This window comes from Intrasporangium sp. (genome assembly GCF_040414665.1).
Lineage (GTDB): Bacteria > Actinomycetota > Actinomycetes > Actinomycetales > Dermatophilaceae > Intrasporangium.
The window spans coordinates 1-17,172 of sequence record NZ_JBEDUL010000061.1 but is presented as its reverse complement, the minus strand read 5'-3'; the positions used below and the strand labels follow the sequence as shown (position 1 = coordinate 17,172).

Here is a 17,172-nt window from a genome sequence, read left to right as displayed (position 1 = left end):
GCATCGACAGGGCGCGGCCCGCGAGCTGTTCAGTGACGACGTGCGCCGACAGCTGGTGGATCGGGCGGATGAGGCGGATCGCATCGTAGAGCTCCTCGGCCTTGCGCTTCATGACACTTACCTTGTCAATATGACAACCCTATTGTCAATTCGGGAGCGCTCCTGACCAGGGCATGCCCCACCCCTGGCCGGCGGATGCCCGTGATCGGTTGGGCGGGGCCAGCCTCGGTGCGCCGTCGGGTTGGTACTCCTACCGTCGAGGGCATGCACATGGCTGCTGACCAGGCTCAGGCGCGGTCACATCGAGGAATCGCGATCGTGGGACTGCTCGTCCTTCCGCTGCTCTTCGTGCCCACGGTGGCGATCTCGACGTTGGGTGAGCCGGGCTTCGAGGCCCCGGCCCGAGAGGCGGTCACCTTCCTCGAGGCGGTCGGAGCGAGCAGCTGGGCGCCGTTCATGAGTGCCTTGCAGGTCTTGGCGGCGATGACGCTGCTGTGGTGGTCGGTCGCCTTCATCCGATCGTTCGGCCGAGTCGCGGAGGAGCGTGCGTGGCTCCCGACCGCGGCGATCGCGTCGATGACGGTGTTCGCTGCCTACGCGGTGCTGGCGTCGTCCTGGGCCACTGCAGCACAGCTGGAGGAGGTGGGTCCGGAGCTCGCGCTCTACGCATTCGACGAGGGCAACCTCGGTTTCGCCAGCTCCTGGCTGGGCTTGGCCGGCTTCGCCTTGGCGAGCGGCTGGGCGACCTTGGCCGAGGGCTGGCTCCCCCGCTGGCAGGGGTGGCTCGCCGTGGCGAGTGCGGTGGGCTTCGTCGCGGCACGCTTCGTCTGGACGTCGCAGCTCTGGCTCGTGCCCTACGCACTGTTCTGGGCCTGGTTCGTCGCCGCGAACCTCGTTCTCCTGCGACGGTCAACCACTGCCTCACGGACCTGACGCGGCGGGCATGCCTCTGGCCCCGCCGTTGCTGGCGGGGTCCGGGGCGGGGGTGCTATTCGTGCCAGGTGACGCTGGTCGCGGTGACGGTCGCGGTCAGCTCGTGGCGGTGCACGTGGGTGTGGTGCCGGCGGCACAGCAGCGCGGTGTTGAGCAGGCTGGTCCGGCCGCCGGCCCACCAGTGCTGCACGTGGTGCGCGTCGGTCCACTGCGGCGGGATGGTGCAGCCGGGGAAGGAGCAGCCGCCGTCGCGCTGCCAGAGCGCGGCCCGCAGGCCCTTGGTGACCAGCCGCCGGGAACGGCCCACGTCCAGCGGCTCGCCGGTGGTGCCCAGCACCATCGGGATGATCTCGGCGTCGCAGGCGAGCCGGCGCACCGTCTCGACCGAGAGCACGTCGCCGGACATCGCGGTCCCGGTGCCGCGCAGCGTCCCGGCGAGCACGTCGTGCTCGACGGTGACGACCAGCTTGGCCTTGTCGGTGACCGGCAGCCGGTCCGCGGCGGCGACGCCGCGGGCGACGACCGCCAGCAGCGCGTCGGCGCGGCGGGTGGCCGGGGTCCGCGGGTCCGGCTCGACGGTGCGGCCCCGCCGGTCCCGGGTCGGGCAGGGCACCGAGAGCGGGTCGACCGCGGACTTGATCACCGCGGCCGCCTCCGGGTCGAGCACGCCGCGCATCGACACCATCCCGGTGTTCGACGGCTGGCCGAACCAGAGCCCGCGCGATGCTTGTCGGCCCGCGTCGAGCCGGTCCTGATCGACCTCCTTGGGTGGGCGGACCTGCTCGGTGTGGTGGCGCACCAGCCCGGTGAAGTCCTCCGCGATCAGCTCCGGCGCCTTTTCGACCAGGTCCTGGACGGCGGTGGCGACCTCGACCGGGTCGGCGACCCGCTCGACCTGCCGGTCGAATTCGATGATCCGGGCCGCCTTGGCGACCGTGACGTGCCCCATCGTGACCCGCGCGGCCAGCTCGGCCCACCGTCGCTGGGTGATCGCGGCCGCGACGGTGACGTAGTCCTTGGCCTGCCCGGCGGTCAGCGTCGGGTCGAGCGAGCGGAGCCAGTCGGTGACCCGCAGCCCGCCCGGCGGGTCCTCGCCGCGGTCGAGCAGCTCGGCGAGCACGTTGACCAGCATCACCTCGTGCTGGGCCCGCAGCCCGGACAGGTGCCCCACCGCGTGCGCCAGCAGGTCCGAGGCGTGCCGCACCAGCGGCCGCCCCAGCAGCGCGTCGACCTTGACCGCGACCGGCTCACCGAACTCGGGCGGCCCGGACTCGGGCTCGGACGGGCCCGGGTAGTTCGCCTCGAACCAGTCCGCGTCGACCCCGTCCAGATCCAGCTCGGTCAGGGACACCGACTCGACCTCGCGGGGCAGGAACGGCAGCGGCCCGTCCGCCGGGACGTGCCCCCACAGCCCGCCCGGCGGCCGGCCGCCGACGTCACGCAGCCGCGGACGCCGCGCGGCACCCTCGCGGCGCGAGCCCTGCGAGCGCGGGCCCTGCGAGCGCGGGCCCTGCGAGCGCGGGCCCTTCTCCGCGGCCTCCGCACCAGCGCCAGCGGTGTCGGCCGGGGCGCCCAAGGTGGCCCAGAACGCCTCGGCGGCAGCCCGGCCATCCGCCTCGTGCCGCGCCTCCACCTCAGTGAGCCGCGTCCGAAGCTGCTCGAGCACCGCCGCATTTGCCATGTCTAGAACATATGTTCGATCCACTGCCCGTGTCAATGCTTTTGGGAGGTTTGTCCTGAGCGTCTCCGAGTGCCGGCCAGACGCGTGAGGCGCGTCCCTCTGGGAGCGAGGTCAGCGGCATTCGGCATCGTCATGGCACCGCTGGGAGGACACGCATCGAGATCAACGGCGCACCGATGTCGCGAAGCCTGGCGAGGATACCGTGCAGCTGCGCCTGGTCCGCCACGTCACCAGTGAGCGTGGACGTGCCGTCCGGGTGTCGCTCCACGTCCAGTCCCCCGAGCGCTGTGGTCCAGTGGTCGTCGAGATGACCGCCTACCCGGAACTCATAAATGTTCGTCATGACTGCCCGCCCACGAGAACCCGAGCTGTCGCGGGGCGGCGGCTGCGGCGCCGCGGGCGTCGGATCGCCCACTCCGCGACGGCGAGGTTGATGATCCAGGCGATCCCTCGCGACGCGTCGAGAGCGAGAGTGCTCGTCCCGAACAGGGCCCCGCCGAAGCCCTCGGTGAAGGCCTGGGTGCCCGCGCCGAGGCCGAGCGCATAGGCACGGATCATCCACGCCCGGTGTGTGGTGATGTCGCGGCGCCGGATGGCCGTGACGCCGAGGACCAAGCACGTCACCATGCCCGAGGCGAAGGCCAGCCGCAGAAAGTAGAGCAGCTCACCGCTGTTCGCCTGGCGGGGGTAGAACAGGGTCAGCCAGAGCGCCGACACTGCCACGCCCAGGCCGGCGATCGCGAGGACGCGGCCCGCTCGGCGGTGCCAGCCGGGGTGCCGGCGGCGGAAGCCGGGCGCGAACTGCATCGCACCGAAGAGCGCGTAGACGATGGAGCAGACGACGTGCATGACGACGGCCACCGGCGAGCTGGTGAAGCGCGCATCCGCGGGGATGATCTGTGGGCCGCCGGAGAGCTGGATCAGGCGAGCGGTCCCTGCGAACACGGGGATGACGCTCAGCGCCATGAGCGCGATCGGCACCCGCAGCCCATAGCGGGAGCTCATCGGACGGCCTGACCACTCGCCGGGGACAGGGCCGAGCTGTCGCGCGACGTCCGCGCCGCCTGACGTTGGTCGCGCCAGAGGGAGACGCCGAGGCCGATGAGTGCAACACCGGTCGGGACGGCGAAGAGGCGGTGGAAGGCGTACGGCAGGACCTGCAGCAAGACGGTCGACGCGGTGGCCACGGCGAGCAGGGCTGCAGCCCAGCGAGCGAGCACGCGCACCCGGAACAAGGCAATGCCGAAGATGACGCCGCCAGCCAGGTAGCCGACGCCGGAGATCTGGTTGGCGGTCGCGAAGAGGCCGACATCGCCCGTTGGGCTGCCACCGGACGCCACCGTGAGCACGTCGTCGACGTACGCAGGGGCGGTCTCGGCCAACGAGGGCAGGATGTAGGCCGCGACGAAGGCGATGGCCATCATGACGAGGTAGCCGCTGGCGAAGAGCAGGTAGCCGACGAGGCCCATCAGGCCGGCCTGGCGCACCTGCCGGACGTACATTCCGGTCATGCCGGCCAGCGCGAGGGCGGCCATGACGACCTTCATGGAGTTGCGGACGACCCATTCGGTCGTGCTGACCGAGGCGACCTCCATCGGCGGGTGGTTGATCTGCACGGCGATGAAGAGCAGTCCGGCTGCGGCCGCGGCGAGGCCTGCCGCCCGACCGAGGGTGCTGGTGGTGATGGTCATGATCGGTTCCTTTGCTCGTCCTGTCGCGGCTGGTTGCCTCGAACGATCCGAACGTAGGAATCGACGTGGTGACCGCACATCACCAAGCGATGTGATCGACGTGGTGATTCATCTCAGCGGCGCCGCTCAGATGACGCCCAGCTCCCTGGCTCGGCGCACGGCCTCCTGCCGGGTGTTGACGTCGAGCTTGGTGAAGATGTGCTTGGTGTGGGTGCGCAGCGTGTTGACCGACACGAAGAGCTGCCGCGCGATCTCGGGGCCGCCCAGCGTCGTTGCCAGCAGTCGCAGGACCTCGACCTCCCGCTCGCTCAGCCCGGTCGCGTCCGTGGGACTCACGACGATGCCGTATGCCGCTGAGCTCAGTGAGTGCGCCTGCTCCCTCACACTGGGGCCGGCTTCCGTGACCCCGCTCTGCGCTGCATGGACGAGCCCGCGGAGGGTCCGGATTTCGGTCAGGCTTGCTTCGCGTTCCGTGGCATGTGCGGCCGCTTCGAGGCGGTCGAGTCTGGCGGCTGCGTCGTCGAGTGGGCCTGCGTCGCCGTCGGCCCGGTGCTGGGCGAGGAGCAGTCGGACGAGGGTGAGCTGGTCGAACTCGTCGACGTACGTGGGGTCCATGTGTTGTTCGACCCCGCGTTTGCGGGCCCAGGCCCAGGCGTCCGCCAGCTGGCCCTGGGCTATCTGGATGCGGGCGCGGAGGGCCGGGATCGGGCGAACGTCGGGGAAGTATCCGGGCAGGTAGAGCGGCTCCGCCTCGTCGAGCAGGCGTAGTGCCGCCTCGGGATCCCCCTGGGCCCAGCGGAGGCGGGCCATGACGACGAACCACCGGTGCCGGTTCTCGAGCAACGACGCCGTTTCGCCGAGGGCGCGACTCGCCTGCAGGTGCTCCTCGGCCGTCTCGAGGTCGCCCTGCTCCAGGAGTACCTCGGCCAGGCCGACGTGGAGATCGCCTCCTATGGTGAGTCGCGCGCCGGGGTTCCTTGCTGCCGCCTCGAGGGCCTGCTCAAAGAGCCGTCGCGCGACCTGCGGCTGGGCTTGAGCGAGCCGCATGCTCCCGAGCACCACGGTCATGCCGAGCTCGTCGGTGAGGTGGCCGGCTTCGTGCAGACTGTGCGCGGCCTCGGTGAAGGTCTCGACGGCCCCGTTCAGGTCACCGCGCGCCCAGGCGGCGAGGCCCAGGAAACCCTGTGCGGCGCCGCGAGCGAAGTGGTCATCCGGGCCGGCTTTCGCCAGTGCCTGTCGCGCGTTCTCGACGGTGCCTGCCGCATCACCTCGTGCCTGTGCGACGGAGGCACGGTAGATGGCAATGCTGGCCGGAAGGCTGCGCAGCTCCTCGATCATGCTCGGACTCATGCCGGGCGCATCATCCGAGGGCAGGTCCTGCGGAAGGGCACGCTCGGCGGCACCCAGCCAGGCCTCGACCCCGTCGAAGTCGCCGTCGCTCAGCCGGGTCCACGCCGCGACGACGCCGAGCACGGCTCGTCGGCGGACTTCCTCTTTCGGGAGCTTCTTGAGCCACTCGCGCATCAAGCGGTCCTGGCGTCGTCGGCGCAGGTCGGGAACCGCGCGCTCGAAGAGACCGGCCGCGCGATCAACAGGTCCCCCGGCCAACGCGTGACGGACGGCATCCTCGAGAAGGCCGTGAGCGGCATACCACTCGCTTGCTGCCTGGTGCAGACCAGGAACCCGGCCGGGGTCCTCGGCGGTGAGGCGGGCGCGGAGCGCGTCCGCGAAGAGGTGGTGGTAGCGGTACCACTGGCGCCGCTCGTCGAGCGAGACGACGAAGAGGTTGCTCCGGTCGAGGCGCTCGAGCGTCGCCTCGCCGTCGGTGCGGCCGGTGAGTGCGTCGCAGAGCGGACCGGCCAGCTCGCGCAGGATCGCGGTGTCGAGCAGGAATCGCCGAATGTCCGGCTGCTGTCGGCGCAGCACCTCGTCGACGAGGTAGTCGAGGACGAACCGATGCGTGCCGGTGAACGCCTCGACGAAACCTGCGGTGTCCTCGACCTGGCGCAGCGACAGGCCCGCCAGTTGGAGTCCGGCGACCCAGCCTTCGGTTCGGTTCGCGAGGGCGTCGATCTCGTCGCTGGTGAGGTCGACGCCCATCACGTCGGTGAGGAACTCCCCGGTCTCGGTCGCGGTGAAGCGCAGGTCGGCCGCGCGGAGCTCGACGAGCTCGCCCCTGGCGCGAAGCCTCGGCAACGGGAGCGGCGGGTCGGCACGGGTCGCGATGGCGAGGCCCGTATGGGGCGGCAGGTGGTCGAGCAGGAAGGTGACAGCCCGATGCACCTCTGGCGACTCGATGACGTGGTAGTCGTCGAGGACCAGCACCCACTGTCCCTCAGACTGGTCGAGGCCGTTGACGACGCTCGTCAGGACCGTCTCGATGGGCGGCTGGGCGGTCGCCTCGAGCAGCTGCGTGGCCTCGGTGCCAACCTCGTCCGTGGTCCTCAGCGAGGCGACCAAGTGGCTCAGGAATCGCTGCGGGTCGTTGTCACCCTCATCCAGCGATAGCCAGGCCGCTGCGGGGGTGCCCTCGGGACTCCCCTTCAGCCACTGGCTCAGGACCGTGGTCTTTCCGAAGCCTGGCGGCGCCGACACAAGCACGAGCCGGGGAAGAGACCTGCCGCCATGCCCGAGCGCCTCAGTCAGACGGGGACGCGGGACCAAGGCCCGGCCTGGATCCGGAACTCGGATCTTCGTCCCCAGCACGGCCACCCGCTGAGCATACGGTCGAACCTCATCGCGCCCCGCTGAAGTGACGAGGCTCGGCTTCCTGCCGCGCAGCGGAGCCTCCGCCTTATACGTGAACGGTTCGCCGGACGGGACACGACATCACTTCGGCTGCTCCTCACGCACGTGCGCATGGCATCGCTCTACGACGCCGCCTGCTACCACCAACACGGTTCACCATGCAACGCTCAATCTTTGCCACGAAGTCGAGTCGCAGGCCCCATGCAGCTGGCAAGCTCGGGCCCGTGCGGCACTACATACCAATGGCATCAGTCTCCCCGGACATCGACGCACTTGTGCGCCGCTTGGAGGACTCTTTGTCTGACCTGGGCCCCGCGCTCCGCAGCGCAACGGACTCTTCCGGTGGCATCAAACGGGCAGACCTCGTCCTCGCCGCCAGGCCCCATCTGCGGAAGGCCGGATTCTCGACCAGCACAGAAGGGTCTATCTCCATGCCAGTGGTCGGTGCCAACGACAGCGTCTACTTCGACGCTTTCTGCGCAGGCGCAGCAGCCGCCTTGACGCTCCACGCCGGTCGGGCGTGGACCAATCACGAGGCGATCATGTCAGCCCTGCGCATGGCTGCCGCCAACGATGTGCGCGTTGGGATCCTCGTCGTCCCCGACCGATACAAGGGAACGCCGGCTGCGGAGCCAATCGAGGACTTCCTGCGCAGATTGGCGACCTGGCGCGGTGTGGTACTGCAACTTGACGCGGTCCTCGTGCTCGGCTACTGAGATCTGGCCACAACCACTCCGGTACGCCTTGGCGCGAGCACCCAGTGCGACGGACGGACGACTGCATTGGCGATGCATATCCGCCACGGATCGGCTATATTCCGTATATATAGCCGCAGCAGGAGGGTCCGTGACCGAAGACAAGGGTCAGCGCTTCAGACGGCTCGCCGCCGCCCGCGGCGACCGACTCATCCGAGAGATCGCGCTGCTCGGCAACTTGGCCAACACAAAGAATTACACCTACTCCACCCAAGACGTGGCTGCCCTGTTCGGCCCGATCGAGGCGGAGCTGCGCGAGTGCCGTGCACGATTCGACCCCGACGCCTCATCTGCAAGGAAAGTAACGTTCGATGCGCCCTCTCAGTGACTACTCCTTCAAGTTTCCTGCCGCTGGCCTCTCGGGGTACGAAGGCCCAAATGACTCGGGAGAGGAGCATTTCACCGGGCGCGCACTCAGCGAATCCGTGGCGCGCGAGTGCATCCAGAACTCACTCGATGCTGGTGCCACCGACCAAGACCCAGTCAGGGTCTCTTTCGAACTGCGAAGAGTCTCGACCAAAGAGATTCCAGGAATCGATGGGCTGCGCGAAGCAATGAAGGCTGCCCTGCTGGAAGCCGAAGGCCTCCAAGGACAAGGACGACTGCAGACCGCACTGGACGCGGCGAACGCATCCCATTTGTGGGTGCTGCGGATTGCGGACTATGGCACGAGGGGGCTGGCTGGCTCTGAGAGGCGCCGCGATCAGAAATCGCCCCTGAGTATTCTCACGCGGGGTCACGGCGCGTCGTCCAGCCACGGGGGGCGAGGCGGATCCTTCGGTATCGGATCGTCCGTCGGACCCATGGCGGCCGAAGCGTCGACGGTGTTCTATCGGACGATCCGGCGCGACGACGACCACGTTGTGGTAGCAGGCGTGAGTCGCTTGGCCTCGCACTACGACGCCGACGGCGAGATGCGCCGCCGGGAGGGGTACCTCACGCTATCTGCGCGGGACGACGACTTCGAGTATCCGAGGGACGTACCGCTATTAACCAATTTCGCACCGCGCGCTGAACCCGGCACGGACATCTTCGTCCTAGGCTACCGCGACGCCGCGAGGGACCCTGACCTCACGATGGTGCGAGACGCCGCGGTGGCGAACTTTTTGGTCGCCATAGACCGAGGACACCTTGTGGTCGAAGGGTCGACGCCAGCGGGAGACTGGACCCTTGACGCCAGCAACATCTATTCGACGCTGACTTCGTCCGAGTCACTGTCCGCTGCGGTCCTGCCCTTCTACCGAGCCCTGAAGGACGAGACGCCGGTTGTCAAATCCTTCGACGGTTTGGGGGAGGTGAGTCTTCATATCTACGAGGACGACACACTCGAAAGATCATTGGGCACGTGGACTATGCGCAAGCCCCTGATGAAGATCGACACGTTCACTCACCGCATCCCATGCTCTTACGCCGCGATCCTGATATGCGCTGATCAAGCGATCAATGAGCGACTTCGCGAAATCGAGCCACCCGAGCACAATAGATGGAATGAGCAAGGGCCACGCTCAGATCGGGCGCTCGTCCAGAAGCTCAAAGGCTTTGTGCGCGAGGAGCTTCGAGCGCGATTGCACATGTCGACGTCCAACGCGACTAAGATTTCCGGCCTCGAGCGATTCCTTCCGGCTGTGGCAGGACTGAGTGCGGCCGGAGTCTCGCACGGTCGACCGACAGGCGGTGACCCTACCAGCGAAGAATCATCCAGCCGAGTTGGGCGCGCCGTGGCAACCTACAAGGTGGACCCCACCTCCCAGCGACCATTCAAGGTGTCCGTCCGCCAGCCCGCTATTTCGTCTTCCGACGGTCAAGCCGGAATCAAGGGCAAGGACGTTGGCGGCAACGGCACTGCCCGCAAGTCTCGCGGTGGCGATCTGGATGGATCGGCAGAACATGGAGACGGGACCAGCCGCCTGCCAGCTGGCTCCATCAAATTGCGCAGCTTCACTCCTGCGGAGGCATCTCACTCCGTACTGATCCTGACTCCGAACGTCAGCGCCGAGGGCGACCTGACGCTTGCACCTTTGGGCCGCACTGGCTCCGAGGAGGAACACGAACTTCGTATCACCCGGGCTCACCTGATCGATGGCTTGGAACTCCGGCCACTGGAGTTTGCGGACATGACACTGAAGAACCTCGCAGTAGTCGAGGGCGTACCCAATCGAATCGAGGTCGAGTTCAACACTCACCGTAAGTACAGACTCGGAGTGAAGCATGGCTAGCCGGGGTTCGTATCCGCATCCTGTCATTGACGCGAGTGATGATGTCAGTTCCGAGTTCTCAGTGCCTCGTGTTCTGATCTCACCTGAAACCGACACCGTGCGCATCGAACTCGACATTCGCCTCACGGATATCGAACTTCACGAACGTTGGCACACCGGGGAAGTGCGACTCGTCGTCCGGTGGAAGTGCACGGCCACTTTTTCAACTGGTCTGTTGGACCTTAACACGACACCTGTATCCATCGACACGTGGCGATCGGTCGGGCATGTCGCGCAAGACGATGTCGATGGAAACGTTGAAGGGACAGTTCTGTTGGTGGCCAACCGCGCCATAACGGACTACTGCCTTTTGGCCCAGCATCCAGATTACGGGAACGCCCACTTCGATATCGCCCCGGGAGACGTGCTGGGCTTCGCCGGAGACTTTACGTTCGACGCGCGAAAGAGTTTCGATCCTATGCAACCACCACTCGAGGCGTGTTTCCGATTCTTGCTCGACGAGAGTGGCAAGCGATTCGTCTCTGTCGACACGTCCGGTCGGGACTTTGTCGACGTGCGACTACCCAGAAACGTGTTCCAGGACTTCGTTAACCAGAGTCAACTGCCCCAAGTGCAAGTAGGAATGGTGGTTCTGCCCGCACTTATGGACGCGCTAATGGAGATAGAACGCGAACCAAACTTTGAGGAAGGTGGTTGGCGAACTACGGTGCGCGACCTCGCCGAGAAGAAAGCCAAGAATGCGCAGACCCACTTCGCCCAAGCTCAGGCGATTCTCGATGACCCGGTCGCGACGGGCCTCAAGCGGCTTTGCCTACTATCCGCGCTGGAGGGAGACGACTGAGATGCTCGACGCCATGTGCTTGACCGAGAAGGCAGTCCGGGACATACGCCTACATTCTGAAGAGGCCGAATCGCCTTCGGCCTTCTTGGAATCGGTGGATGAAGTTCTCCGGAACAGTGACAATCTGTTGCAGCTCCCATTCCCCACGGGCGGACTTCCGGATCTGGTAGTAGTTGACTCAAGTCGGGAAGTTGCCGAGGTTGCCAATGCTCAGGCGCTCTACCAGGCATTGGGGGCCATGCCGCGAGTTGCCGCTTCGGACCCAAGGCTGTGGAACTACCTCGCACTGGGTCCAATGCGGGAGTACATGAATGCCCGGTGGTCACTCGAGGGGACGCGTAATTGGCGCGGACGCCTTGCGGATCGCTGGCTCCTGAATCGTGCGACGATGGGGTCGCTCATTCGCCATGGCGTCGCGCGGCTGTGGTGGTTGGCGGAACTGACCTACGATGCTTCACAAGAGCGCCCTCTGTCCGCTGGGTCAAGAAACGAGTGGGCGTACCTTGAAGCGGCCCTTCTCAAGGAAGATCGAGTGATGGCGGTCTTCGACCGTGACTTTGGTTCTATACCCGGCGTGCGCTTCGCTCTCTTGGAGCATTTGACCGCCCTGGGAGACAGGGCGACGCAGTCGACCGTGCGCTCCATGGCCAAAGAGATCACTCTACTCAACGGCTATCGAGACCTGTGCGTGCAGTCCCACCTCCAACTATTGGAGACAATTAGGGAACTGACGCCGGCAACTGATTAGGCCTGAGGGGCCGGATCCTTCACTTGAGCCCCAATCTGCTCAACAAGGGCTCGCAATTCATCCACTGAGGACTTGCTCACTTCGTGCTCCCAGATTCGGATCACGCGCCAGCCTGCGCTCTCCAGCACCTCATCGGTTTCCCGATCTCGAATGGTGTTCCGCATCAACTTCTGCCGCCACCATTCAGCATTCGATTTTGGACGGACACCATGTTCGGGGCAGCCGTGCCAGAAGCATCCGTCTACCTGGACGGCGACCTTCGCCTTCGTGAACGCGATGTCCATCGTGCGGCGCGGCGCACCGGGCACGGGCAGTCCAACTCGATACCGCAGCCCGGCAGCGTGAAGCGCGCGCCGAAGCCGGAGCTCTGCGGCGGTGTCCTGCCGCTTCTGAGCGGAGAAGCGACGGCGCACGTGCTCCGTCGAGGCCGGTGGACGATTGATCACATCGTTCTTCCTACGCCATCGCACGTGCCAAGTTCAAGAATTCGGCAATGGTGATCAAGTGCACGCGGTCATCTGGCGCGTAGGCGTCGTGGTACTCCCTCGGCACTACGAGTCGGACGCCATTTTCTCGAATCTCCTTCATCTGGGTCTGCGAGATCCCCTGCTGCAGAGTCACCAAGTACCGCGTTCTGGCGCGAGGCGCCTCGGCTAACACTTGTCGCCATCGATCCTTACAGGTAGTTTTAACGCAAACGACCATGATGTCATCGTCGTCTGTGTCCGTTCCCAAGGCGTGGTAAGCGCCAGACGAAGGAATCACGAAGTCGGGCCTGGTGCCGTCAAGCACGGGCTGCGCCTCGAAGTTCAGCCCTGCAGAGCTGAGAAGCTGTTCGATATGCAGTTCCAGAGATCTTCCCGCCCGGGCCTTTCGTCGCTGCAAGACAGTCTGAGACAGGGCCAAGAAGTCCTCGATCCCCTCGAAGCCTAGGGTGAGTCGCGGAACGGTCACTCGCTCTTCGAGCATGCGGAAGAGGTCATACTCGACTCGGATCCGATGTAGTAGAACTGTATCGGCGTCCGACTCATCAAGAACGCCGCACCGATCGACGATCTGACCTGCCATCTCGGACATTCGCCTTGTGCCGGGGAACTTGTCAACATTGATCACGAGCTCCCCAATAAGGCGTGCCTCACAATTGCTTGACGACTCCGCTGAACGCAGGGGTCCCTCGGCGCCGCGGTACGTGGTCCAAGCAACACCGTCCAAGGAAAGGCCCAGAGTCGCCATGACTTCGTCGACGTCAATGGCATCATCCAAGACATGACCGAGCCACATGTCTTCGTCTTCTTGAATGAGCACCAAGGTGCCGCCCAATCGATCGGGACGTCTGTAATAGAAGTTCCGAATTCGGTTGAAACGCGTAATTCGGTACTCACGTCGAGATTCTCGTCCGTACCAATTGACAGCGGATTCTGTGACCGTTCCATTGGTCCAGCGGATTCTAATGGGGTGCTTGTGGTTGACACCCTTCTCCACCGCCTGAGGCGTGAACAGCGGCGCGGCGTCGATGCCCAAGTGGAAGCCGCTTTGGTGGCTCTTGGTAACGCCAACGTCATTCGCACTCAATGTCTTGAAGAACGCTAGGCCATGCTCACGAGCCTGTTGAATTACGAGGTCAGCCAGCGGCGAGCTCATCCACGACCCTTGGGCGCTTCCAGTCGATGCCTTGCTCCGTCGCGGCCTGCAGCACGATCTCGATCTGGCGAGCCACGGCAGCAGCGACTTTTGGGACAACGGCGTTGCCGAACTGACGATAGGCTTGGGTGTCCGAGACGACGATCTCGAGTCGCTCCATTGGAAAACCCATGAGCCTGCCGGCCTCGAGCGGCGTCAGACGCCTTGGATTCCTACCGCCGCCCTGGCGGATGAGGATCTCCGATCCATCCTTGTGATATCGAGCCGATAGGGTCCTGCTGACTCCGTCCAAATCGGGCAGGCCGAAACCGAAACCGTTGCCCTTTGCCTTGTGCTTAAGGGCATAGTTCTGCAGATAGGACCATAGATGGTTGCTCAAGGTGTACTTGGGGTCGACCTTTCTGTCCAGAATGTCGCGCAGTCTGACCTGCTCGCCTTGGGGCGGGCTAGGAAAGGCAAACGGAACTCCATCCGGAAAGGTGTCCGCGAAGATCTCCCGGTTGAATCCGACTATGAAGATCCTCTCGCGATGCTGAGGCACCCAACCTGCGGCGTCGATGACCTGCGCGTGAACCTCGTAGTCGAGTTTCTCGAGTGTCTCGGCGATGATCATCCACGTTTGACCCCGGTCGTGCGACGTCAGGTTCTTGACGTTCTCGAGGAGGATTACCGCCGGTCGCTTCGCCCCAATGATGTCGGCGAGCGCGAAGAAGAGGTTCCCCTGCTTCACATCCGCAAACCCGTGGGCGCGTCCAAGAGACAACTTCTTGGAAACCCCAGCGATGGAGAACGGCTGGCAGGGGAACCCTGCGGCCAGGATGTGGTGGTTCGGGATCGAAGCGGGGTCAATCGCGTTGATGTCTCCCGCAGGCCTCTCCCCGTACCAAGCCTGGTAGGTCTGCTGGGCGAACTTGTCCCACTCCGACGAAAAGACGCACTCGCCTTGAATGGCTTCCAAGCCAAGACGAAGGCCTCCGATGCCCGCAAACAGATCGATGAAGTCAAACTCGGACGCGGCCTGGTGTGCCACGGGTTCTCCTCTTCGTGTCAGTCGACCCACAACTTGTCTACCCCTGTAGGGCCGAACCCGGGCGGAGACACTCCGCCCGGGCTCCGAAAGGTTCAAATCTCAGCTGCAGCCGCTCGTGCTTCCGCACCCTTCGCACACGTAGCACGAACCGGCTGGGCGCATCTTCGTGCCGCAGGTCATGCAGATCGGCGCGTCAGACGACATGCCCGTGAACCTCTCCATGAGCTCGGCCGACGAGTGCACCTCGCTCGACACTTCCTTGGCCGAGGCAGCGCCTGCGCCAGACTTCACTTCAGCGGCAACGCTCCTGGCCTCCGGCTTCTCTGGCTTAGGCTCGGTCGGCTTCTTGGAGACCGGAGCCGACTGCTGCAGCGTCTCGAGCTCCTCCTCGATGTCCTCGTCAGACTCGTCCACGTCGTAGGCCTCGTACGAGCCGGTCTCGAGTTGGCGAGCCCGCTCCTCCGCCGTGTGGATCCCCATGAAGGACCTGGTGTCGAAGTCGAGGTAATCGAGCGCCAAGCGGCGGAAGACGTAGTCCATGATGGACTGCGCCATACGCACGTCCGGGTCATCCGTCAGACCAGCCGGCTCGAACCGCAGGTTGGTGAACTTCTCGACGAACGTTTCGAGCGGCACGCCGTACTGCAGGCCCACGGACACTGCGATTGAGAAGGCGTCCATCACGCCGGCGAGGGTCGAGCCCTGCTTGCCGAACTTGAGGAAGATCTCGCCGAGTGTGCCGTCGTCGTACGTGCCGGCCGTCAGGTAGCCCTCAGCCCCGCCCACGGCGAACGACGTCGTCTGGGAGGTCCGCCGCTTGGGCAGTCGCCGCCGCAGCGGGCGGTACTCGACGACCTTCTCGACCTTGACCTCATCAGCAGCTGCGGCCTTGGCGTCCTTCGCCGTCGACCCGCCGTCGGACAATGGCTGACCCACCTTGCAATTGTCCCTGTACACGGCCAAGGCCTTGAGCCCGAGCTTCCAGCCCTGGAGGTAGACGTCCTCGATCTCCTCGACCGTGGCCGACTCCGGCAGGTTGACCGTCTTCGAGATGGCACCTGACAGGAACGGCTGCGTCGCGGCCATCATCCGAACGTGTCCCATCGGCGAGATCGCCCGAGCGCCCATCGCGGTGTCGAAGACCTCGTAGTGCTCCGGCTTGAGGCCGGGTGCGTCGATGACATGCCCCTTGTCGGCGATGTACTCGACGATCGCCTCGATCGACTCCTCTTGGTAGCCGAGCTTCCTCAGCGCCCGCGGGATCGTCAGGTTGACGATCTGCATCGAGCCACCGCCGACGAGCTTCTTGAACTTGACCAGCGAGAAGTCAGGCTCGATCCCGGTCGTGTCGCAGTCCATCATGAAGCCGATGGTGCCGGTCGGCGCGAGAAGGCTGGCCTGGGCGTTGCGGAAGCCGTTCTTCTCGCCCAGCTTGACGACCGCATCCCACGCCTTCGTCGCCGCCTTGTGGATGTCGGAGTCCATCGCGTCGAGCGTCTTGATGTCGTCGTTGGCGGCCTGGTGCTTGCGCATGACCCGCTTGTGGGCCTCCGCGTTGCGGGCGTAGCCGGCATACGGCCCGACCACAGCAGCGAGCTCAGCCGAGCGCTTGTAGGCAGCCCCCGTCAGCAGCGACGTGATGGCAGCCGCGAGTGAACGCCCGCCCTCGGAGTCGTAGCCGTGACCGGTCGCCATGAGCAGCGCCCCGAGGTTGGCGTAGCCGATGCCCAGCTGGCGGTAGTCCCGCGTCGTCTGGGTGATCGCCTCCGTCGGGAAGTCCGCGAAGCAGATCGAGATGTCCATCGCCGTGATGACGAGCTCCGTGACCTTTTGGAAGGTCACCGCGTCGAACGTGTCGTCGTCGCGGAGGAACTTGAGCAGGTTGAGCGAGGCCAGGTTGCACGAGCTGTTGTCGAGCGACATGTACTCACTGCACGGGTTGGACGCCGTGATCCGGCCTGTTTCCGGGTTCGTGTGCCAGGCGTTGATCGTGTCGTCGTACTGCAGACCCGGGTCGGCGCACTCCCACGCCGCCTGCGCGATCTTCTCGAACAGCGCACGCGCGTCAACCTTCTCGATGACTTCACCGGTCAGGCGCGCCCGCAGGCCGAACTCGCCACCGTCCTCGACAGCCCTCATGAACTCGTCCGTCACGCGGACCGAGTTGTTCGCGTTCTGGTACTGGACCGAGACGATGTCCTTGCCGCCGAGGTCCATGTCGAAGCCGGCGTCGCGCAGCGCGCGGATCTTGTCCTCCTCGCGCGCCTTGGTCTCGATGAACTCCTCGATGTCGGGGTGGTCAACGTCGAGGACGACCATCTTGGCCGCACGACGGGTCGCGCCGCCGGACTTGATCGTCCCCGCTGACGCGTCCGCGCCACGCATGAACGACACCGGACCGGACGCCGTCCCACCGGACGACAGCAGCTCCTTGGACGAGCGGATCCGCGACAGGTTGAGACCCGCCCCAGAGCCGCCCTGGAAGATCTTCCCCTCTTCCTTGTACCAGTTGAGGATCGAGTCCATCGAGTCGTCGACGGCGAGGATGAAGCACGCGCTCACCTGCTGCGGCGACTTCGTCCCAACGTTGAACCACACGGGCGAGTTGAACGAGAAGACTTGGTGCAGAAGCGCATACGTCAGCTCGTGCTCGAAGATCTCCGCATCCTCGTCGGAGCCGAAGTACCCGTACTGCTTCCCCGCAGCCGTGTAGGTCAGCACCACGCGGTCGATGAGCTGCTTGAGGGACTTCTCGCGCGCGTCCGTGCCGACGGCCCCGCGGAAGTACTTCGTCGTGACGATCGTGCTGGCGTTGACCGACCAGAAGTCGGGGAACTCCACATCACGCTGCTCGAAGATCGTCTCGCCGGTCCGCCAGTTCTGCTGGA

General features: G+C 65.3%; 15 protein-coding genes. 6 read left to right on the top strand and 9 right to left on the bottom strand.

The genetic code is table 11. The annotated features are described in order from the left end of the window. Nucleotides 1–264: 264 nt before the first annotated feature. Nucleotides 265–933, top strand: a complete 669-nt coding sequence (locus ABF401_RS06680; protein ID WP_353508762.1) for a hypothetical protein — start codon at nt 265–267, stop codon at nt 931–933. Nucleotides 934–988: 55 nt separating this feature from the next. On the opposite strand, the gene ABF401_RS06675 is transcribed toward ABF401_RS06680, so the two are convergent. The 5 genes from ABF401_RS06675 to ABF401_RS06655 all read right to left on the bottom strand — a co-directional run bounded on the left by ABF401_RS06675 (nt 989) and on the right by ABF401_RS06655 (nt 7,017). Then, nucleotides 989–2,614 carry an HNH endonuclease signature motif containing protein gene (locus ABF401_RS06675; protein WP_353508761.1) on the bottom strand — a complete coding sequence of 542 codons (1,626 nt, stop codon included), beginning with the start codon at nt 2,612–2,614 and terminating at the stop codon, nt 989–991. A gap of 130 nt (nt 2,615–2,744) precedes the next feature. Next, nucleotides 2,745–2,957 carry a DUF8691 family protein gene (locus ABF401_RS06670; RefSeq protein WP_353508760.1) on the bottom strand — a complete coding sequence of 71 codons (213 nt, stop codon included), beginning with the start codon at nt 2,955–2,957 and terminating at the stop codon, nt 2,745–2,747. Continuing rightward, nucleotides 2,954–3,619: a DUF2306 domain-containing protein gene (locus ABF401_RS06665; protein ID WP_353508759.1), complete on the bottom strand. Its 666-nt coding sequence runs from the start codon at nt 3,617–3,619 to the stop codon at nt 2,954–2,956. Before ABF401_RS06665 ends, ABF401_RS06670 begins: the two co-directional genes overlap by 4 nt. Continuing rightward, nucleotides 3,616–4,305 carry a hypothetical protein gene (locus ABF401_RS06660; RefSeq protein WP_353508758.1) on the bottom strand — a complete coding sequence of 230 codons (690 nt, stop codon included), beginning with the start codon at nt 4,303–4,305 and terminating at the stop codon, nt 3,616–3,618. Before ABF401_RS06660 ends, ABF401_RS06665 begins: the two co-directional genes overlap by 4 nt. Before the next feature lie 126 nt (nt 4,306–4,431). Beyond that, nucleotides 4,432–7,017, bottom strand: coding sequence for a winged helix-turn-helix domain-containing protein (locus ABF401_RS06655; protein WP_353508757.1), 2,586 nt, complete (start codon nt 7,015–7,017; stop codon nt 4,432–4,434). Nucleotides 7,018–7,484: 467 nt separating this feature from the next. Here ABF401_RS06655 and ABF401_RS06650 point away from each other — a divergent pair, with 467 nt between their 5' ends. From ABF401_RS06650 to ABF401_RS06630, 5 genes are all read left to right on the top strand, one after another. Further along, entirely contained in the window at nt 7,485–7,769 is a 285-nt protein-coding gene (locus ABF401_RS06650; RefSeq protein ID WP_353508756.1) for a hypothetical protein, read from the top strand. 130 nt (nt 7,770–7,899) lie between these two features. Further along, nucleotides 7,900–8,136, top strand: coding sequence for a hypothetical protein (locus ABF401_RS06645; RefSeq protein ID WP_353508755.1), 237 nt, complete (start codon nt 7,900–7,902; stop codon nt 8,134–8,136). Then, a complete protein-coding gene (locus ABF401_RS06640) occupies nt 8,120–10,024 on the top strand; it encodes a hypothetical protein (protein ID WP_353508754.1) in 1,905 nt (634 codons plus the stop codon). Before ABF401_RS06645 ends, ABF401_RS06640 begins: the two co-directional genes overlap by 17 nt. A gap of 97 nt (nt 10,025–10,121) precedes the next feature. Next, nucleotides 10,122–10,865, top strand: a complete 744-nt coding sequence (locus ABF401_RS06635; protein ID WP_353508753.1) for a hypothetical protein — start codon at nt 10,122–10,124, stop codon at nt 10,863–10,865. A gap of 1 nt (nt 10,866) precedes the next feature. Continuing rightward, on the top strand, nt 10,867–11,613 hold the full coding sequence (locus ABF401_RS06630) for a DUF6339 family protein (RefSeq protein WP_353508752.1): 747 nt from the start codon (nt 10,867–10,869) through the stop codon (nt 11,611–11,613). On the opposite strand, the gene ABF401_RS06625 is transcribed toward ABF401_RS06630, so the two are convergent. The 4 genes from ABF401_RS06625 to ABF401_RS06610 all read right to left on the bottom strand — a co-directional run. Beyond that, nucleotides 11,610–12,059: a very short patch repair endonuclease gene (locus tag ABF401_RS06625; RefSeq protein ID WP_353508751.1), complete on the bottom strand. Its 450-nt coding sequence runs from the start codon at nt 12,057–12,059 to the stop codon at nt 11,610–11,612. The genes ABF401_RS06630 and ABF401_RS06625 overlap by 4 nt on opposite strands. A gap of 10 nt (nt 12,060–12,069) precedes the next feature. After that, on the bottom strand, nt 12,070–13,254 hold the full coding sequence (locus ABF401_RS06620; RefSeq protein WP_353508750.1) for a type II restriction endonuclease: 1,185 nt from the start codon (nt 13,252–13,254) through the stop codon (nt 12,070–12,072). Beyond that, a complete protein-coding gene (dcm, locus tag ABF401_RS06615; protein WP_353508749.1) occupies nt 13,235–14,284 on the bottom strand; it encodes a DNA (cytosine-5-)-methyltransferase in 1,050 nt (349 codons plus the stop codon). Before dcm ends, ABF401_RS06620 begins: the two co-directional genes overlap by 20 nt. Nucleotides 14,285–14,383: 99 nt before the next feature. Next, nucleotides 14,384–17,172 (bottom strand): vitamin B12-dependent ribonucleotide reductase (locus ABF401_RS06610; protein ID WP_353508748.1); only part of this gene is annotated, 2,789 nt, incomplete at its 5' end.